We start from the raw sequence: 16458 nt of genomic DNA, 5'->3' as shown, positions 1-16458 counted from the left end.
GGCTATTCAAATTCAATTAATATGTCGTTTTGAAGCACTGCGTCACCCAAACCAACTTTAATTGATTTTACTACCCCACCTTTTTCAGCTAATACATTATTCTCCATTTTCATGGCCTCCATTACAAGAAGAACATCGCCTTTTACAACAGTATCACCAACAGCTACCTCAATTTTAAAGATATTACCTGGAAGCGGTGCTTTAACAGCTCCAGCACCTGTTGCTTTTTGCGGCACAGCTCCTTCTCCTGGTTGTGGCGTAACTGCTTTACGTACCAACTTTGGAGTTTTAGAAACCGCTTTTTTATCTTGATGCACCTCTACTTCGTAGATAGTACCATTTACCGATACAGTCGCAACCGAATCTTCGAAGTCTTTAACTTCAACGTTATATTTATTTCCTGCTACGGAAAAATCAAACTTTTTCATTTGTCTAATTTTATGTTTATTTCATCTGTAGCTGATATAACAAATAAACACCTTTTTAATTGAGCTTATTTGTTACATTAACCTTACCAGATGTTACTAAAATCATGTACGTTAATATGGTTATGTTATACTTAACAAACATGAAAACTAAAAACAGATAGTCGTGTGTAGAAAAGGGGAATTATCTACGGCTATAACGGTTTTGTTTTGAAACATTATGCGGAAAACCATAATTAGTCATTCCATATAATTTTGAACTCCAGGGAGAGTAACGTCTTTGTACCTGTTTAATGGTAATTACATTACTTTCGTCATCGTGATTCTCGTTTAAAAACAGGTGCAATGCGGTAGCAATTACCGCATTGGTTTCTCCTGAAATGTCATTAATATCCTTAACAACCTCTTGCCCGTTTTCAACGACTCTTACTTTTCTATTAGATGCCCAACGTATAATCTTTGGAATCGTTAGAAATATACCTACTAAAAAAAGCAGGGCAACAAAAACAATTGCCCAACCTAAAATAGTTATGGTCCAAGTACTTGATTCAACACTTAGTAAAGTCATATCTATTAGTTATTTATTACAATGGAATATTTCCGTGCTTCTTAGGAGGCATACTCACCTTTTTAGTCTGAAGAACCTGTAATCCTCTAATTACGCGGAAACGAGTATTTCGTGGCTCAATTACATCATCGATATAACCATGCGCTGCTGCATTGTATGGATTAGAGAATTTCTCAGTATACTCAGCTTCTTTGTCTGCTGCATACTTCTTTTTCTCTTCTGGATCCTCGATTGCTGACATAGCACGTCCTTCAAGAACCTCAATAGCACCTTTAGCACCCATAACAGCAATCTCAGCTGAAGGCCATGCATAGTTAAGGTCACCTTTAAGTTGCTTACAGCTCATTACATCATGCGCACCACCGTATGACTTACGAAGTGTTACCGTAATTTTAGGAACTGTAGCTTCACCATACGCAAACATTAATTTTGCACCATGAGTAATAATACCAGCATACTCCTGTCCACTACCAGGTAAGAAACCAGGAACGTCAACTAAAGTAAGGATTGGAATATTAAAGGCATCACAAAAACGTACAAAACGAGCTGCTTTACGCGAAGCATCACAATCAAGAACTCCCGCAAGGAAACTTGGCTGGTTAGCTACAACACCTACAGATTGTCCGCCCATACGACAAAATCCTACTAAAATATTTTTAGCATAATTTCTGTGTACTTCTAAAAACTCAGCATCATCCGCTAACGTATGAATAACCTCTTTCATGTCGTATGGCATGTTAGGGTTATCTGGAATGATTGTATTTAAAACGTCGTCTAAACGATCAATAGGATCACTAGTTTCTAATATCGGAGCTTCCTCAAGATTATTTTGAGGCATATAAGAAAGAAGTTTTCTGATCAACAATAACCCTTCCTGTTCATTCTCCAACTCGAAATGTGCTACACCTGATTTAGATGCATGAACGTGAGCTCCACCTAAATCTGCAACAGAAATATCTTCACCTGTTACCGTTTTTACAACTTTAGGACCAGTTACGAACATATAAGAGTTCTCCTCAGTCATCATAATAAAGTCAGTAAGCGCAGGAGAATATACATCTCCACCAGCACAAGGACCAAAAATCGCAGAAATTTGCGGAATTACTCCTGAAGCCTCAATGTTACGTTGGAAAATTTCAGCATAACCCGCTAGAGCAGTTACCCCCTCTTGGATACGAGCACCACCAGAATCGTTAATTCCGATCATTGGAGCACCAGCTTTCATTGCCATATCCATTACTTTACAAATTTTTCCAGCCATTGTTTCTGACAATGAACCTCCTAAAACCGTAAAGTCCTTTGAGAATATATAAACAACACGGCCATCGATAGTACCGTGACCAGTTACTACTCCGTCACCCATGAATTTCTTCTTCTCCATTCCGAAGTTTACACAACGGTGGGTAACAAACATATCAAACTCTTCAAAACTACCCTCATCTAAAAGCGCTTCAATACGCTCACGAGCAGTTAGTTTTCCTTTTGCATGCTGACCATCAATTCTTTTTTGACCGCCACCTAACTTAGCCTCATTTCTAAGGTCAATAAGCTTTTTAATTTTATCTTGACTTGACATCTAATAATATATTTCAAATTTTTACTTAGCAGGATCTTCGCACAACTCTGTTAATACACCAAAAGTTGATTTTGGATGTAAGAAACCAATATTTAATCCTTCAGCACCTTGACGAGGAGTTTTGTCAATTACTTTTACACCAGCTTCTTGAATAGAAACTAATTTTTCTGCTAAATTCTCAACAGCAAAAGCAAGGTGATGTACGCCTTCTCCTTTTTTCTCAATAAATTTTCCAACAGGACCTTCAGGATCAGTTGACTCTAACAACTCAATTTTGGTTTGTCCAACCTTAAAAAAAGCTGTTTTTACCTTTTGCTCTTGAACCTCTTCAACAGCATAACATTCTAATCCAAAAGCTTTTTCATAAAATGGAATAGCGTCATCTAAACTTTTAACTGCAATACCAATGTGCTCAATGTGCGATGGTTTCATACTCATTATCTTATTTTTTTGAATTATTACTTATTTCAGAATCGAGCACAAAAATAAGACTTTAAATGACCTCAACCATCATTTAATGCAAAAAAGATGATTGTTTTACAACATAAATATATACGTGTGACAGGTTAGCAATCAATAAATTAACGTTTTCATATAAATAGAGAAAGTATTGTGCTATAAACAATTACAGAATTATTTCTTTATTTAAGGAAATAGATTTCGAATTTTACAAAGAAGTTTTCGATCCAAAGCACCATAACTTCCAAATCATAACCACAGACACAACACCGCTAACAATTCGTAATTATATGCATCAATTTTAATTCCATCAGAAACAATCATAATGCGATAAATTATCAATCATGAATTTAGTCATTATTATTTAGTAGTGTAATAAGTATTTTTGCATCAAACCAATTAATAATTTATCCATTATGCAAAAACTCACTATTTTGGTTTCGATGATGTGCCTTCTCATTATCGGATGTAAAACAGAAAAAGCAATGAATGACAACCCATTACTGAATGAGTATACCACACCATTCCAAATTGCACCTTTTAACGAAATAAAACCTTCGCACTTTTTACCGGCTTTTAACGCAGCTATTGCAGAACAGCAAAATAATATAAGTGTTATTGTAGCAAACAAAGATGCTGCTAGTTTTGAAAACACCATTGAAGCACTCGAATATAGCGGTCCGTTACTAGACAAGGTAAGTAGTGTTTTTTATAACCTCACAGGCGCTAACACCAACGATTCGTTAAAAGCTATCGCTAAAGAAGTAGCTCCAATGTTATCTAAACTTAGTGATGATATATATTTAAATGAAGCTTTATTTGCTAAAATTAAATCGGTATACGAGCAAAAGGGTGAACTGAATCTTTCCGGTGAAAAAGCCATGTTACTTGAAAAAACTTACCAAGCTTTTACAAGAGGCGGTGCTAATCTTCCTGCAGAGTCAAAGGATGAATTCAGAAATATAAATGAGCAATTATCCTTGTTAACACTTCAGTTTGGCGATAATGTACTAAACGAAACCAACGACTACATAATGGTTGTTGATAAAAAAGAAGATTTAGATGGTTTAACAAAAGGACAAATTGACGCAGCAGCGAAAGCAGCTAAAGATCATGACCAAGAAGGTAAATGGGTTTTCACTACACATCGCCCAAGCATTACTCCATTTTTACAATACTCAACCAATAGAGCTTTAAGAGAAAAATTATTTAAAGCATACATTAATAGAGGCGACAACAATAACGAATACGACAATAAGGAGAACATTAAAAAGATTGCCTCTTTGCGCGTTCAAAGAGCTAAGCTTTTAGGTTACGAAAACCATGCATCTTTTATTCTTGAAAAGAATATGGCTAAGACTCCAGAAACGGTTAATGACAAACTTTCGTTTCTCATGGAGAAGTCTTTAAAAGTTGCTAAGCAAGAAGTGGCCGATATGCAAAATATAATTGATTCAGAAGGCGGAAACTTTACGCTTGAGCCTTGGGATTGGTGGTACTATTCTGAAAAAGTGAAGAAAGCAAAGTATGATTTAGACGAAAGCGAAATACGTCCATATTTTGAATTAAGCAACGTGGTAGATGGTATATTATATACTGCAACAAACCTATACGGATTAAAATTTGAAGAGAGAACAGACCTTCCTACTCCTCATCCTGATGCAATTTCTTTTGAAGTAAAAGAAGCAGACGATACTCATGTAGGAATTCTGTTTATGGATTTTCATCCTAGAGAAAGCAAAAGAGGTGGTGCTTGGATGAGCTCATATCGCAAACAAGAAGTGAAAGATGGTAAGCACATTGCTCCTATCATTACTATGGTTTGTAACTTTACTAGCCCAACAGAAGATACTCCAGCTTTATTAAGCTTTGACGAAACTTCTACTCTATTTCATGAGTTTGGCCACGCTTTACACGGACTACTTTCTAAATGTGAGTACAACTCATTATCTGGAACTGCGGTACCAAGAGATTTCGTGGAGCTTCCTTCGCAAATTATGGAGCACTGGGCTGCACAACCTGAACTTTTAAAAGTTTACGGCAAGCATTATAAAACTGACGAAGTTATATCGGATGAGTTAATTGCTAAAATTCAGAAGAGCTCTAAATTTAACCAAGGTTTTATCACTACAGAATATCTAGCGGCAGCTATTATGGATATGGATTACCATACCTTAACGGAAGCACTAACGATGAATCCTAATGATTTCGAAAAAGAATCTGTTGCCAAAATGGGACTTATCCCAGAAATAGTTACCCGATACAGAAGTACATATTTTAACCACGTATTCTCTGGAGGTTATTCAGCAGGTTATTATGCTTATATCTGGTCTGCTATTTTAGATTCTGATGCTTTCCAAGCATTTAGAGAGAATGGCATTTTCGATCAGGAGACAGCTAAAAAATTCCGAGAAAACATACTAGAAAGAGGTGGAACTGAAGACCCAATGATTCTGTACAAAAAGTTTAGAGGTGCGGAACCAGACGAAAAAGCTCTATTAAACGATAGAGGTTTGATTTAGAAATAATACATTTTATAGGTTCAAGGCTGTTGAAAATTTTCAACAGCCTTTTTTTTTGCTAAGTTTTATCATTTTACGCAAAGTAGTATGTTTCTAAATTTACATTCATAATTAATTGATTTACGATAATGATACAATCTACCTCGAACATATTCCTAGTTCGACCTGCAAATTTTGGTTTCAATGCAGAAACAGCTGTTTCTAATGCATTTCAAAACAAAACAGAATTATCTCAGGATGATTTAAAACAAAGAGTCATAGCAGAGTTTGACGCCTTTGCCGAGCATTTAAAGTTAAAAGGCATAAATGTTATGGTAGTTCAGGATACGGACGAACCGAAGAAACCTGATGCTATATTTCCAAACAATTGGGGATCTTTCCATGCTAATGGGAAAGCCATTTTATACCCAATGGCCACACCCAACCGCCAGGCCGAAAAAAGACCCGAAATTTTAAATCAGATTAAAGAGCAATTTGAAATTTCAGAATTGATAGATCTATCAGAATATGAAAAACAACACAAATTTTTAGAAGGTACGGGAAGTATTATTTTCGATCACATTAACAAACTCGCTTATGCATGTATATCTCCTCGCACAGATAAAGATGTATTGAATGAACTCTGTAATAAAATCGGATATAAGCCAATTGCCTTTACATCGACTGATAAAAACGGACAAGAAATATATCACACCAATGTAATGATGTGTGTTAGCGAAAAATTCTCAGTTATCTGTTTAGAAAGTATTATTGATGAAGAAGAAAAAAAACTAGTAATTAATTCGCTGGAATCTACAGGCCATGAAATTATTGATATCTCATTAGATCAGGTCAATCATTTTGCAGGCAATATGCTATCCTTAAAAAATAAAGACCAAAAAGAAATATTGGTTATGTCGCAAAGCGCCTATAATATATTAAGTGATTATCAGAAACTAGCCTTAGATACTTATTGCGAGCCTTGTCCAATACCTATTGATACCATTGAAACCATTGGCGGAGGTAGTGCCAGATGCATGATTTCAGAAATATTTTTACCACAAAAATAAACGTTTTACTACACAAGCAAGCACTTCACCAAGCATCGTCAACTATGAGGATGCTTTTATGTTATTTGTTAAAAACATAAAGTTATAGAGCCGTATTTTTGACAAACAATTCTTTATTCCATACTAAAATAAAGAATTGGTTCATTTATTATACTTACTTTTGAACCAGAGGACAACCTAATATTAATTTACACTTTACATTCCTGGTAACTGAATGAAGTTTATTATATATATAGCTCTGCTTTCTGTAATAATACAGGGATGTAAAACTAAGGCAGACCAGTCTGATTTCCCTAGTGCTGGTGTAGTCACATATTCCATTAATTACCCCGAAGAAGTTAGCAAGTCTGCTTCAAGCAGTTTGATGCCCGACAAAATGACTTTAAGTTTTAGAGACAACAAAGTCAGATACAATCTCAAAGGGAGCTTTAACGTATTTGCTCTGGATTTTTTCTCTCCTGCCATCGATGATTCTTGTGCAACCATCTTTCGCTTTATGGATAACAAACTGATGTACAAGGGGGCTTGCAGGTCAAACTTTTTCTTTTTTAACGATCAGGTATCTCCTGAAATTACCTACTTTAAAGATGAGACTAAAGAAATTGCTGGCTTAACATGCCGAAAAGGAGAAGTAACCTTCAAAGGCTTACCAACCTTTGATATCTATTATGCTGAGTCTATAAATATTGATATTCCCAATAGACATACGCCTTTTTCAGAAGTTCCAGGCCTGTTACTAGAATTTTCTGTTGACTACAATGGTGTTCGTTTTCATTTTACTGCAAAAGATATTGACTACAATATTCCTTCAAAGTCTACTTTTAAAGTCCCTAATAAATCAAAAAATGTACCTGAATCTGAAATTGAAGATTTAATTATTACACTTATTCACAACTTCCAATAAGGCTTTTTAGTTCCGATAACATCATTCATCTTAGATATATTTCTTAGTCTACTAATTCTGTATTTCAGCTTAATAATAAGAAAGGAGAAATTACGTTTAAAAAGAATTAGATATATATCACTATTTAGAAACTACATTTATTAATTTTGTCGGCAAGCTAGCATCTGGTAAAAACTAAATATTACAATGGGAGTAAAAACTAAACGTCCTAAAGCAAAAACAAAGGCAAAATCCAAACAGAATTTATTAACCGACTTTAAATCGAAGCTTAGTGATTTTAGAGTACGGTTTTTTGTTGGTCTATTCCTAATAGCATATTCTATATTCCTATTGGTTGCCTTCGTATCATTTATATTTACAGGAGGCGCTGACAGTAGTAAATTCAACATTAACTTTTTCGAATTCATCAGTAACTCCGAAATTACAGTTCAAAACAGAACAGGTAAACTAGGAGCATACTTTGCCGATTTATTTATTAATTCAGGTATAGGTATTGCTGCTGTGGCTATTATTGTTGCTTTTGTAGTCATCGCTTTTAGGCTTTTCAATATTAAGCTGGCTTCAGTAAAAAAAACCATCTTACACTGTTTCTTTGTTGGAGCATGGCTTTCTATTTTATTGGGTTATATATTTATGAATATCGTTAACAATCACTACATATTACTAGGTGGTGAGATGGGATATTTTATGAGTAAATGGTTGATTGCTGCTATTGGCAATGTTGGAATTATTCTATTCCTATTTTTTACGCTTATCATTTACGTCACATTTACGTTCGATAGTTTTGCTCCTTTTATCAGAAACTATTTTAAAGCTACGGATGACACAAAAGAACCCGCGGATAAAGTTACAGAAGAAGCTAAACCCGAAACAGAAGATATAGACTTATTACAAAACGAAGAAGCTATTGAGGATGTTGTTATAGCAAACAAACAAGAGATTCCAGAAGAAACAGCACCTGAAGAAGAGTTTGTAGTAAAACAAATTACTCCAGAGGAAGAAGTACCTACCGAGGAAACAGAAACCACATTACCTAAAACAGAGGTAGAATTAGACATCTCTGAAAATGCAGGATCGGAGAATTCGGAAGACGATAGCTTTACGATTGAAAAAGTGGAAGAAGATGAAGTATTTGAGGTAAAAGATAACACGCCTTTAGGAGATTACGACCCAACACTTGATTTATCTTCGTACCAACTACCTCCTGTTGATTTATTAGAAGATCATCATATGGGTAATGAACCTGTTACTGATGAAGAGCTGAATTCCAATAAAGATAAGATTGTAAATACTCTCATCGACTATAAAATTGAGATTAAAAGTATTAAAGCTACGGTTGGACCAACTGTTACATTATACGAAATTGTTCCTGCACCAGGTGTTAGAATCTCCAAAATTAAAAACCTCGAAGATGATATTGCGTTATCATTAGCAGCCTTAGGAATTCGTATTATTGCGCCTATTCCTGGCAGGGGAACCATCGGTATTGAAGTACCAAACAGTGAGCCAGAAGTAGTATCGATGAAATCTATTATTGGCGCTAAAAAGTTTCAGACTACAAAATATGAATTACCTATCGCTTTAGGTAAAACAATTTCAAACGAAACTTTTGTGATTGATTTAGCTAAAGCGCCACACATGTTAGTTGCGGGTGCCACAGGTCAGGGTAAATCGGTTGGATTAAATGCTATTATCACATCACTGTTATACAAAAAGCATCCATCGCAATTAAAATTTGTTTTAGTCGATCCTAAAAAGGTTGAATTAAATATTTATAGTAAAATAGAGCGCCACTTCCTGGCTAAATTGCCAGATGATGAAGATGAAGCTATCATTACAGATGTGCAAAAAGTAGTGAATACTTTAAACTCGTTAACCATTGAAATGGATTCGAGGTATGATTTACTTAAAAAAGCCCATGCGCGTAACATTAAGGAATACAACCATAAGTTTGTAAAACGATCACTTAACCCTGAAAATGGGCATCGCTTTTTACCATACATTGTGGTGGTTATTGATGAATTTGCTGATTTGATTATGACGGCGGGTAAAGAGGTTGAAATGCCTATTGCACGTATTGCGCAGTTGGCTCGTGCCGTAGGTATTCATATGATTGTAGCAACACAGCGACCATCTACCAATATTATTACAGGTGTTATTAAAGCCAACTTCCCAACTAGGGTAGCCTTTAAAGTAGCCTCGATGATTGACTCCCGAACAATTTTAGATTCACCTGGAGCCAACCAGTTAATTGGCCGTGGAGATATGTTAATCTCGCAAGGAAGCGACTTAGTGCGCGTTCAATGCGCCTTTGTGGATACACCTGAAGTTGAAAAAATAAATGATTTTATCGGCTCACAAAAAGGTTATCCAAGCGCCTTGTTATTACCAGAATACGTTGGAGACACCTCAACAAGCGAGGCGGGCGAAGTGGATATGAGTAATAAAGACGCTCACTTTGAAGAAGCTGCACGTGTGGTGGTAGCTAACCAATCGGGTTCTACATCGTTAATTCAGCGCAGGTTCTCTATTGGTTACAACAGAGCCGGTAGAATTATCGATCAACTGGAAGCTGCAGGTATTGTAGGACCATTTGAAGGTAGCAAAGCTCGACAAGTATTGGTACCAGACGAAGCTTCGTTAGAGCACATAATAAAAGGCCTGTAGAGTTTGGTATCGTTTTTGAAAACACTAACTGTATTATAGAATAAATAAAGCTTAACTAATTTATAAAAACACAACCTACATGGCGTAGCAAGTAACATCTGCTTTTTCATCCCAGCCAAAAAGGTTTTATTAATTTTAATATGATGAAGAAAATACTTTTACTTATAGCATTTATACCTGGATTTGTATTCGGACAGAATCCAGAAAAAGCAAAGGAAATATTAGACCAGTTATCTACAAAAACCAAAACATACACCACTATTGAGGCAGATTTCTCTTTTGCTATGGAAAATCAACAAGAAGATATTCAGGAACAATACGATGGCGACATCTCTATAAAAGGAGATAAATACAAAGTTAACCTAATGGATGTAGACACTTACTTTGATGGAAAAACAATGTGGACACATATGATTGATGCCGAGGAAGTAAATGTGGACGAACCAGATCCTGAAGATGAAGAAACTTTAAACCCAGCAAAAATATTTACTATTTATGAAACAGGTTTTAAGTACACTTTTGTTGGTGAAAAAACTAAGGATGGAGTGGTGATGTACCATATTGACCTTTATCCTATCAATAGAGACAAACCATACTCTAGAATTAAACTTGAAATTAAGAAAAACGATATGCAGCTGAATGGCATCAAACAAATTGGTAAAGATGGAAACAACTATACCATTTTAATCAAAAATATGAAAACAAACACGCCAATGGCAGATAATATGTTTGTGTTTGATGAAGCAGCCAACCCAGATGTAGATATTATAGATATGAGATAATACTTGTTCTAAAGATATTTTAAAATCCCCTTATTTGGGGATTTTTTTTGCTTAAAACATAAATGACATTTACCATGTTTCTTTATTAAACTGGTCATTGGTTTTATTTTCAAAACAGTCTAATTACAAGCAGTACTTATGATACTTGATTTTATTAAAGAGTTTGCCCAAGAGCTATTTCAGCTACTCAATGCTATGTCGCCATATTTATTATTGGGATTCTTTTTTGCAGGCGTACTCAAAGTTTGGTTTCCGCAGCATTGGATTGACAGATATATGGGAAAGAGCAATTTTAAATCTGTAGTAAATACAGCTTTAATTGGCATACCTCTACCCCTCTGTTCTTGTGGAGTAATACCCACTGGTATATCCTTTTATAAAAATGGAGCTTCCAAAGGGTCGAGCGTATCATTTTTAATTTCCACACCCCAAACTGGCGTAGATAGTATCTTAGTAACCTATTCTTTACTAGGCTTGCCTTTTGCCATTATTCGTGTATTGGTCGCTTTAATTACAGGAGTGATAGGAGGCGTAGTCACAAATATATTAGCTAAGGATAAAAAAGAACCTATTGAAACTTGCACCGATTCATGTTGTTCAAATGATAATACCGTCCAAGATCGTTCCTTACAAAGAGTTTTGAAATATGGATTTAACGAGTTTTTAATGGATATAGCCAAGTGGCTCATCATTGGTATATTAATAGCTGCAGTTCTATCAACGATTATTCCCGATGAATTCTTCACCTTATATCTTCAGAACGAAGCACTCAGTATGTTTACGGTTTTAATAGCATCTGTACCTTTATATTTATGTGCCACAGCATCTGTACCAATAGCAGCCGTTTTAATGATGAAGGGATTATCTCCTGGTGCGGCATTAATTTTACTAATGGCTGGCCCAGCTACTAATGCAGCGACCATCACCATAATTAAAAAGGTATTTGGTAACAAAACTCTATTTAGCTATTTAGGATCTATTATTGGAGGAGCTTTAGTATTCGGATTTTTAATTAACCACTTTTTGCCTGCTGAGTGGTTTCAAATGACGGATGCGTCCCATCTTCATCACCAACACGAACTATTACCTCCATGGATGAAGATAGCCAGCACGGTAGTATTAATTGGATTAATCATTTATGGATACCTCAGTAAAAATATAGAGATAAGAAAAACTCAACTTAAACCAGAAACTAAAACAAATAACGATTCCATTATAGCACCAAGCTCTTCAATAAATGTAGCACCCAACTTTAATGCGTCTCAGTTTTCATTTGCTGGCAACCTAACAACTAAAACCTTTCAAGTTGAAGGAATGACCTGCAGTCACTGTAAAGCCAGCGTTGAGAAAAACCTTAAAAAGATAGATGGCATAAATATTGTTATAGCAAGCCCATCAATAAATACAGTAGAAATAACTGGCAAAGAAATTGATGAAAGTCAAGTAGAGAAAGCTATAAACGAATTAGGCTACGATGTTAAAGGCATTTTAAAATAATAATTTGCTTAAGCAACTCTTTATACAAAATTGCATCATACCTTTGCAACAAATTAATAACTAAAAGAACCTAACAAAATGAACAAGCTAAGTTTAATTGTTCTAATGCTAACCTTTACTGCATTAGGTAACATCAAAGCACAGGATCGCTTAATTAAAACCAACAACGACACCATCCATTGTACCATTAAAGAAATTGGCGATGAAGAAATAAAATATCTGACCCCAGAAATTAGCGAGACCGTTGTATTTGGTATTAACAAGAATAATGTAAGCAAAGCTATTTTTGCTAACGGTAAAGAATTAACCTTTACCAATACCATGTTTGACCCAGAAAACTATGTAAAGGATAAAAAGGATATCATTAAGGTAGGTTTCCTTTCTCCCTTATTTAATAGCACCAAAATTACATACGAAAGAAGTATTAGTCCAGGGCGAAGCTTTGAAACAACCTTAGGAATTATAGGTGCTGGTTGGGACACTCGCGATTATAATGAATCTGGTGTATTTTTAAAAGCAGGATATAAGTTTATCAAAAGCCCCGACTATTATATAAAAGGTCAGCGTTTTGCCCATATCCTTAAGGGAGCCTATTTTCGTCCCGAATTAATCTTTTCTTACTACAATTATGATTACGAACCTGTTTATGGTTTATTTGGCGGCATTGACGAGCCGGAACGAGAAACAAATGTAGTAGGTGCGGTGATGCTTAACATTGGTAAACAATGGGTGTTTGAACAAGGCTTTGTATTAGATTGGTTTGTAGGTGTTGGATATGGCTTTGGTAAAGATGATCATGATTTTGGTCTGCACAAAGCTTTTATTGGCGGAATCGATGATTTTCCTTTGGCTATAACTTCTGGCTTAAGAATAGGATGGAATTTTTAAAAATAGGATAAGCCTTATGGCTTGCCCAATAAATAACTTATTTTTACAGGCGCTTTGAAATATCAAGGCGCTTTTTTTATTCTTAAAAAACTCAAATATGCATTTTAATATACAAGCTATTAATAAAGAGTTATCTGAACAGATAACACATAAAATAAATACCAAAACCAAGCCCCTAGGTTCATTAGGTAAATTAGAAACTATTGCACAAAAGATATGCGAGATTCAAAACACCTTGACTCCAGAACTAAAAAAACCAGCCATTCTTGTATGTGCGGGCGATCATGGTGTTACTGAGGAAGGCGTAAGTCCTTTTCCACAAGAGGTAACCTTTCAAATGGTGATGAACTTTTTAGGAGAAGGAGCTGCTATTAACGTGTTTACTCGTCAGAATAATATAAAACTATTAGTTGCTGATACTGGTGTTAATTTCATCTTTAAAAGCAACGATAAACTGATTGATGCTAAAGTAGCTCATGGGACTAAAAACTTTGCAAAAGAAGTTGCCATGAGTGCTGAGCAATGTGAACAGGCCATGAAAAATGGTGCTAGTATTGTAGATGAGTTACATCAAGAAGGAACCAATATTATAGGTTTTGGAGAGATGGGTATTGGTAACACTACTGCTGCTGCAGCTCTTTTAACTGCTTATACAAATTGCGCCGCTATTGATGCCACTGGAGCAGGAACAGGAATGGATGAAAAGGGCATAACACATAAAGCTGCTGTCATTGAAAAAGCGGTTGTTTTGCATCAAGATAAAAATACTCCAGCAGATATTTTAGCAGCATTGGGTGGTTTTGAAATAGCGACTATCGCTGGAGCCATGCTTAAAGCTGCAGAGCTAAAAATGGTCATATTAGTTGATGGATTCATCGTAACATCGGCCTTACTAGCTGCTTCTGAAATTAATAACAAAGTGTTAGATTATTGTATTTTCTCTCATAAATCGCACGAAAAAGGTCACGCTTTAATGTTAGAACATTTAAAAGCAGAACCCGTTTTAGATATCAGCATGCGATTAGGTGAAGGTACTGGAAGTGCCATTGCTTATCCAATCATTCAAAGCGCAGTTAACTTTTTTAACGAGATGAGTAGTTTCGAAGATGCTGGCGTTTCTAATAAGGATTAAATAGTACAATGGTCATTAGTCATTGGTCAATGGTTTAAATACCTGGGTCTTGATACTAGTTTAAAACATGAAAGAGATAAAATTATTTTTTACAGCATTAATGTTTATCACCCGTATACCAGTTCCTAGTTGGGTTGGATATTCAGAGGCAAACCTTAATAAGTGCAATCGGTACTTTCCCTTGGTCGGGATAATTGTTGGAGCAGGAGGAGCATTGGTGTACTGGGCTAGCAGCTTTTTATTCCCCAATAGCATTAGCATTTTATTGTCCATGGTGAGTACGGTTTTATTAACGGGTGCTTTTCATGAAGATGGATTTGCCGATGTTTGCGATGGCTTTGGAGGAGGCTGGACTACGGAAAAAATCCTTGAAATAATGAAAGACTCAAGGGTAGGTGCTTACGGCATGATAGGTATGATATTACTTTTAATGTTAAAGTTTCTTGCGCTTAGTTCTTTGCCTCAAGCCTATGTAATTCCTGCGTTAATCGCTGGACATAGTATCAGTCGAACGTTCGCAGTTTCTACCATGTACAACCTACCCTATGTTCGAGAGGATGAATTGAGTAAGGTAAAACCAGTGACCAAGAATCTGCACATTACAGATCTTTGGATCGCTATTATCATAGGTCTTGCATCTTTTCTGTTTTTTATGAATTGGCAAGTCTTCTTTATTATAATTCCTTTAATCATCACAAAAATATGGTTAGAGAAATATTTTAAAAAGTGGATTGGTGGTTATGTGGGCGATTGCCTCGGCACCATGCAACAAGTTACCGAAGTAGTTTTTTACCTAAGTATAATAGCCTTAAGTGCTATTTTAACGATGATTTAGTTCGATGAAGGAAGTTTATTTAATCAGACACACAACACCTGACATCAAAGCAGGCTTGTGTTACGGAAGTTCGGATATTGATGTGATAAATACCTTTGAAGACGAAGCTTTAAGCATTCAACAAAGTCTAAAGCTATTTGAACCACAGCAAGTTTATTCTAGTCCGTTAATGAGGTGTGACAAATTGAGTTCGTACTTATTCCCTACTGCTAAAATCGTTTATGATGACAGGATAAAGGAAATGCATTTTGGAGATTGGGAATTAAAACCATGGGCAGATATAGATGAGAAAGTGATGAAGAGTTGGAGTGCTGATTTCGTTAACAGCCCTACTCCAAATGGTGAAAATTTTGAGCAACTCTTTCAAAGGTCTAATGGTTTCATCAACGATAGAGTAAAAAACAGCAATGCAGATAAAATAGCTATTGTAACACATTCAGGAGTCATCCGATGTTTATTATCGAGATTTTTAGAAATACCTTTATTAAAAATATTTCAGCTAAAATTAAACTATGGAGCAGTAGTTAAGTTGACCTTGCACTCCAATTTTGAAGAAGTAGAATTTATAAAATAATAAATACTAAATAGTCTTTGGTCAATCGTGATGGATTTACTGATGACTATTATCTAATGACTAATATGGTATGCAAAAAATAACTTTAATAACAGGCGGACAGCGTTCTGGGAAAAGCTCATACGCGCAAGACTTAGCATTAGCAGCAAGCGACAAACCCGTTTATCTGGCTACTTCCAGAATTTGGGATGCAGAGCATCAAAAGCGAATTGAGCGCCATAAAGCTGATAGGGATGAACGTTGGGAGAATATCGAAGAGGAGAAGTTTCTTTCAAGTCATAACTTTTCTGGTAAAGTGGTACTAGTGGACTGTATCACCCTTTGGTTAACCAACTTCTTTTTCGATAACAAAAGTGATATAGACACCTCTCTTGATCTGGCTAAGGCAGAATTTAATAAACTGATAGAGCAAGATGCTGAGTTTATTTTCGTGACCAACGAGATTGGGCTAGGCGGGATGCCCGAAAATGAAGTTCAGCGCAAATTTACCGACCTACAAGGCTGGATGAACCAATATATTGCCAGTAAAGCCAACCAGGTATTTCTCATGGTTAGCGGCATCCCCGTTAAAGTGAAATAG

15 protein-coding genes are annotated in these 16458 nt (G+C 35.7%); 11 read left to right on the top strand and 4 right to left on the bottom strand.

Annotation, left to right across the window (positions count from 1 at the left end; genetic code table 11):
- Positions 1–2: 2 nt before the first annotated feature.
- The 4 genes from A8L32_RS20420 to mce form a co-directional block, all read right to left on the bottom strand.
- Positions 3–428 (bottom strand): biotin/lipoyl-containing protein, encoded by a 426-nt coding sequence (locus tag A8L32_RS20420; protein ID WP_075591386.1) that lies wholly within the window; start codon positions 426–428, stop codon positions 3–5.
- Positions 429–609: 181 nt separating this feature from the next.
- On the bottom strand, positions 610–993 hold the full coding sequence (locus tag A8L32_RS20415) for an OadG family protein (protein ID WP_075591385.1): 384 nt from the start codon (positions 991–993) through the stop codon (positions 610–612).
- Between the two features lie 16 nt (positions 994–1009).
- Positions 1010–2569, bottom strand: a complete 1560-nt coding sequence (locus A8L32_RS20410) for an acyl-CoA carboxylase subunit beta (protein WP_075591384.1) — start codon at positions 2567–2569, stop codon at positions 1010–1012.
- Positions 2570–2590: 21 nt separating this feature from the next.
- A complete protein-coding gene (gene mce / locus A8L32_RS20405; protein ID WP_233145513.1) occupies positions 2591–3007 on the bottom strand; it encodes a methylmalonyl-CoA epimerase in 417 nt (138 codons plus the stop codon).
- A 437-nt stretch (positions 3008–3444) separates the two neighbouring features.
- On the opposite strand from mce, the gene A8L32_RS20400 reads away from it, so the two are divergent.
- The 11 genes from A8L32_RS20400 (at position 3445) to cobU (ending at position 16458) form a co-directional block, all read left to right on the top strand.
- Entirely contained in the window at positions 3445–5550 is a 2106-nt protein-coding gene (locus A8L32_RS20400) for a M3 family metallopeptidase (RefSeq protein ID WP_075591383.1), read from the top strand.
- 128 nt (positions 5551–5678) lie between these two features.
- The gene (gene ctlX, locus A8L32_RS20395; RefSeq protein WP_075591382.1) at positions 5679–6599 is read left to right on the top strand and encodes a citrulline utilization hydrolase CtlX; all 921 of its coding nucleotides are present in this window, start codon (positions 5679–5681) and stop codon (positions 6597–6599) included.
- Positions 6600–6813: 214 nt separating this feature from the next.
- Complete coding sequence (locus A8L32_RS20390) at positions 6814–7503, top strand: hypothetical protein (protein WP_075591381.1); 690 nt, start codon at positions 6814–6816, stop codon at positions 7501–7503.
- Positions 7504–7689: 186 nt separating this feature from the next.
- Entirely contained in the window at positions 7690–10170 is a 2481-nt protein-coding gene (locus tag A8L32_RS20385; protein WP_075591380.1) for a DNA translocase FtsK, read from the top strand.
- A 143-nt stretch (positions 10171–10313) separates the two neighbouring features.
- Positions 10314–10952, top strand: coding sequence for a LolA family protein (locus A8L32_RS20380; protein ID WP_075591379.1), 639 nt, complete (start codon positions 10314–10316; stop codon positions 10950–10952).
- 138 nt (positions 10953–11090) lie between these two features.
- Positions 11091–12449, top strand: a complete 1359-nt coding sequence (locus A8L32_RS23740) for an SO_0444 family Cu/Zn efflux transporter (RefSeq protein WP_075591378.1) — start codon at positions 11091–11093, stop codon at positions 12447–12449.
- Positions 12450–12527: 78 nt separating this feature from the next.
- Positions 12528–13337 carry a hypothetical protein gene (locus A8L32_RS20370; RefSeq protein WP_075591377.1) on the top strand — a complete coding sequence of 270 codons (810 nt, stop codon included), beginning with the start codon at positions 12528–12530 and terminating at the stop codon, positions 13335–13337.
- A 97-nt stretch (positions 13338–13434) separates the two neighbouring features.
- A complete protein-coding gene (gene cobT / locus A8L32_RS20365) occupies positions 13435–14469 on the top strand; it encodes a nicotinate-nucleotide--dimethylbenzimidazole phosphoribosyltransferase (RefSeq protein WP_075591376.1) in 1035 nt (344 codons plus the stop codon).
- 67 nt (positions 14470–14536) lie between these two features.
- Positions 14537–15304, top strand: coding sequence for an adenosylcobinamide-GDP ribazoletransferase (locus A8L32_RS20360; RefSeq protein ID WP_075591375.1), 768 nt, complete (start codon positions 14537–14539; stop codon positions 15302–15304).
- Between the two features lie 4 nt (positions 15305–15308).
- Positions 15309–15878, top strand: a complete 570-nt coding sequence (gene cobC, locus A8L32_RS20355; protein WP_075591374.1) for an alpha-ribazole phosphatase — start codon at positions 15309–15311, stop codon at positions 15876–15878.
- 70 nt (positions 15879–15948) lie between these two features.
- Entirely contained in the window at positions 15949–16458 is a 510-nt protein-coding gene (gene cobU, locus A8L32_RS20350) for a bifunctional adenosylcobinamide kinase/adenosylcobinamide-phosphate guanylyltransferase (protein ID WP_075591373.1), read from the top strand.

The organism is Labilibacter marinus (assembly GCF_001659685.2).
In the GTDB taxonomy this organism is placed as follows: domain Bacteria; phylum Bacteroidota; class Bacteroidia; order Bacteroidales; family Marinilabiliaceae; genus Saccharicrinis; species Saccharicrinis marinus.
This window is presented reverse-complemented; position numbering and strand designations above follow the sequence as displayed.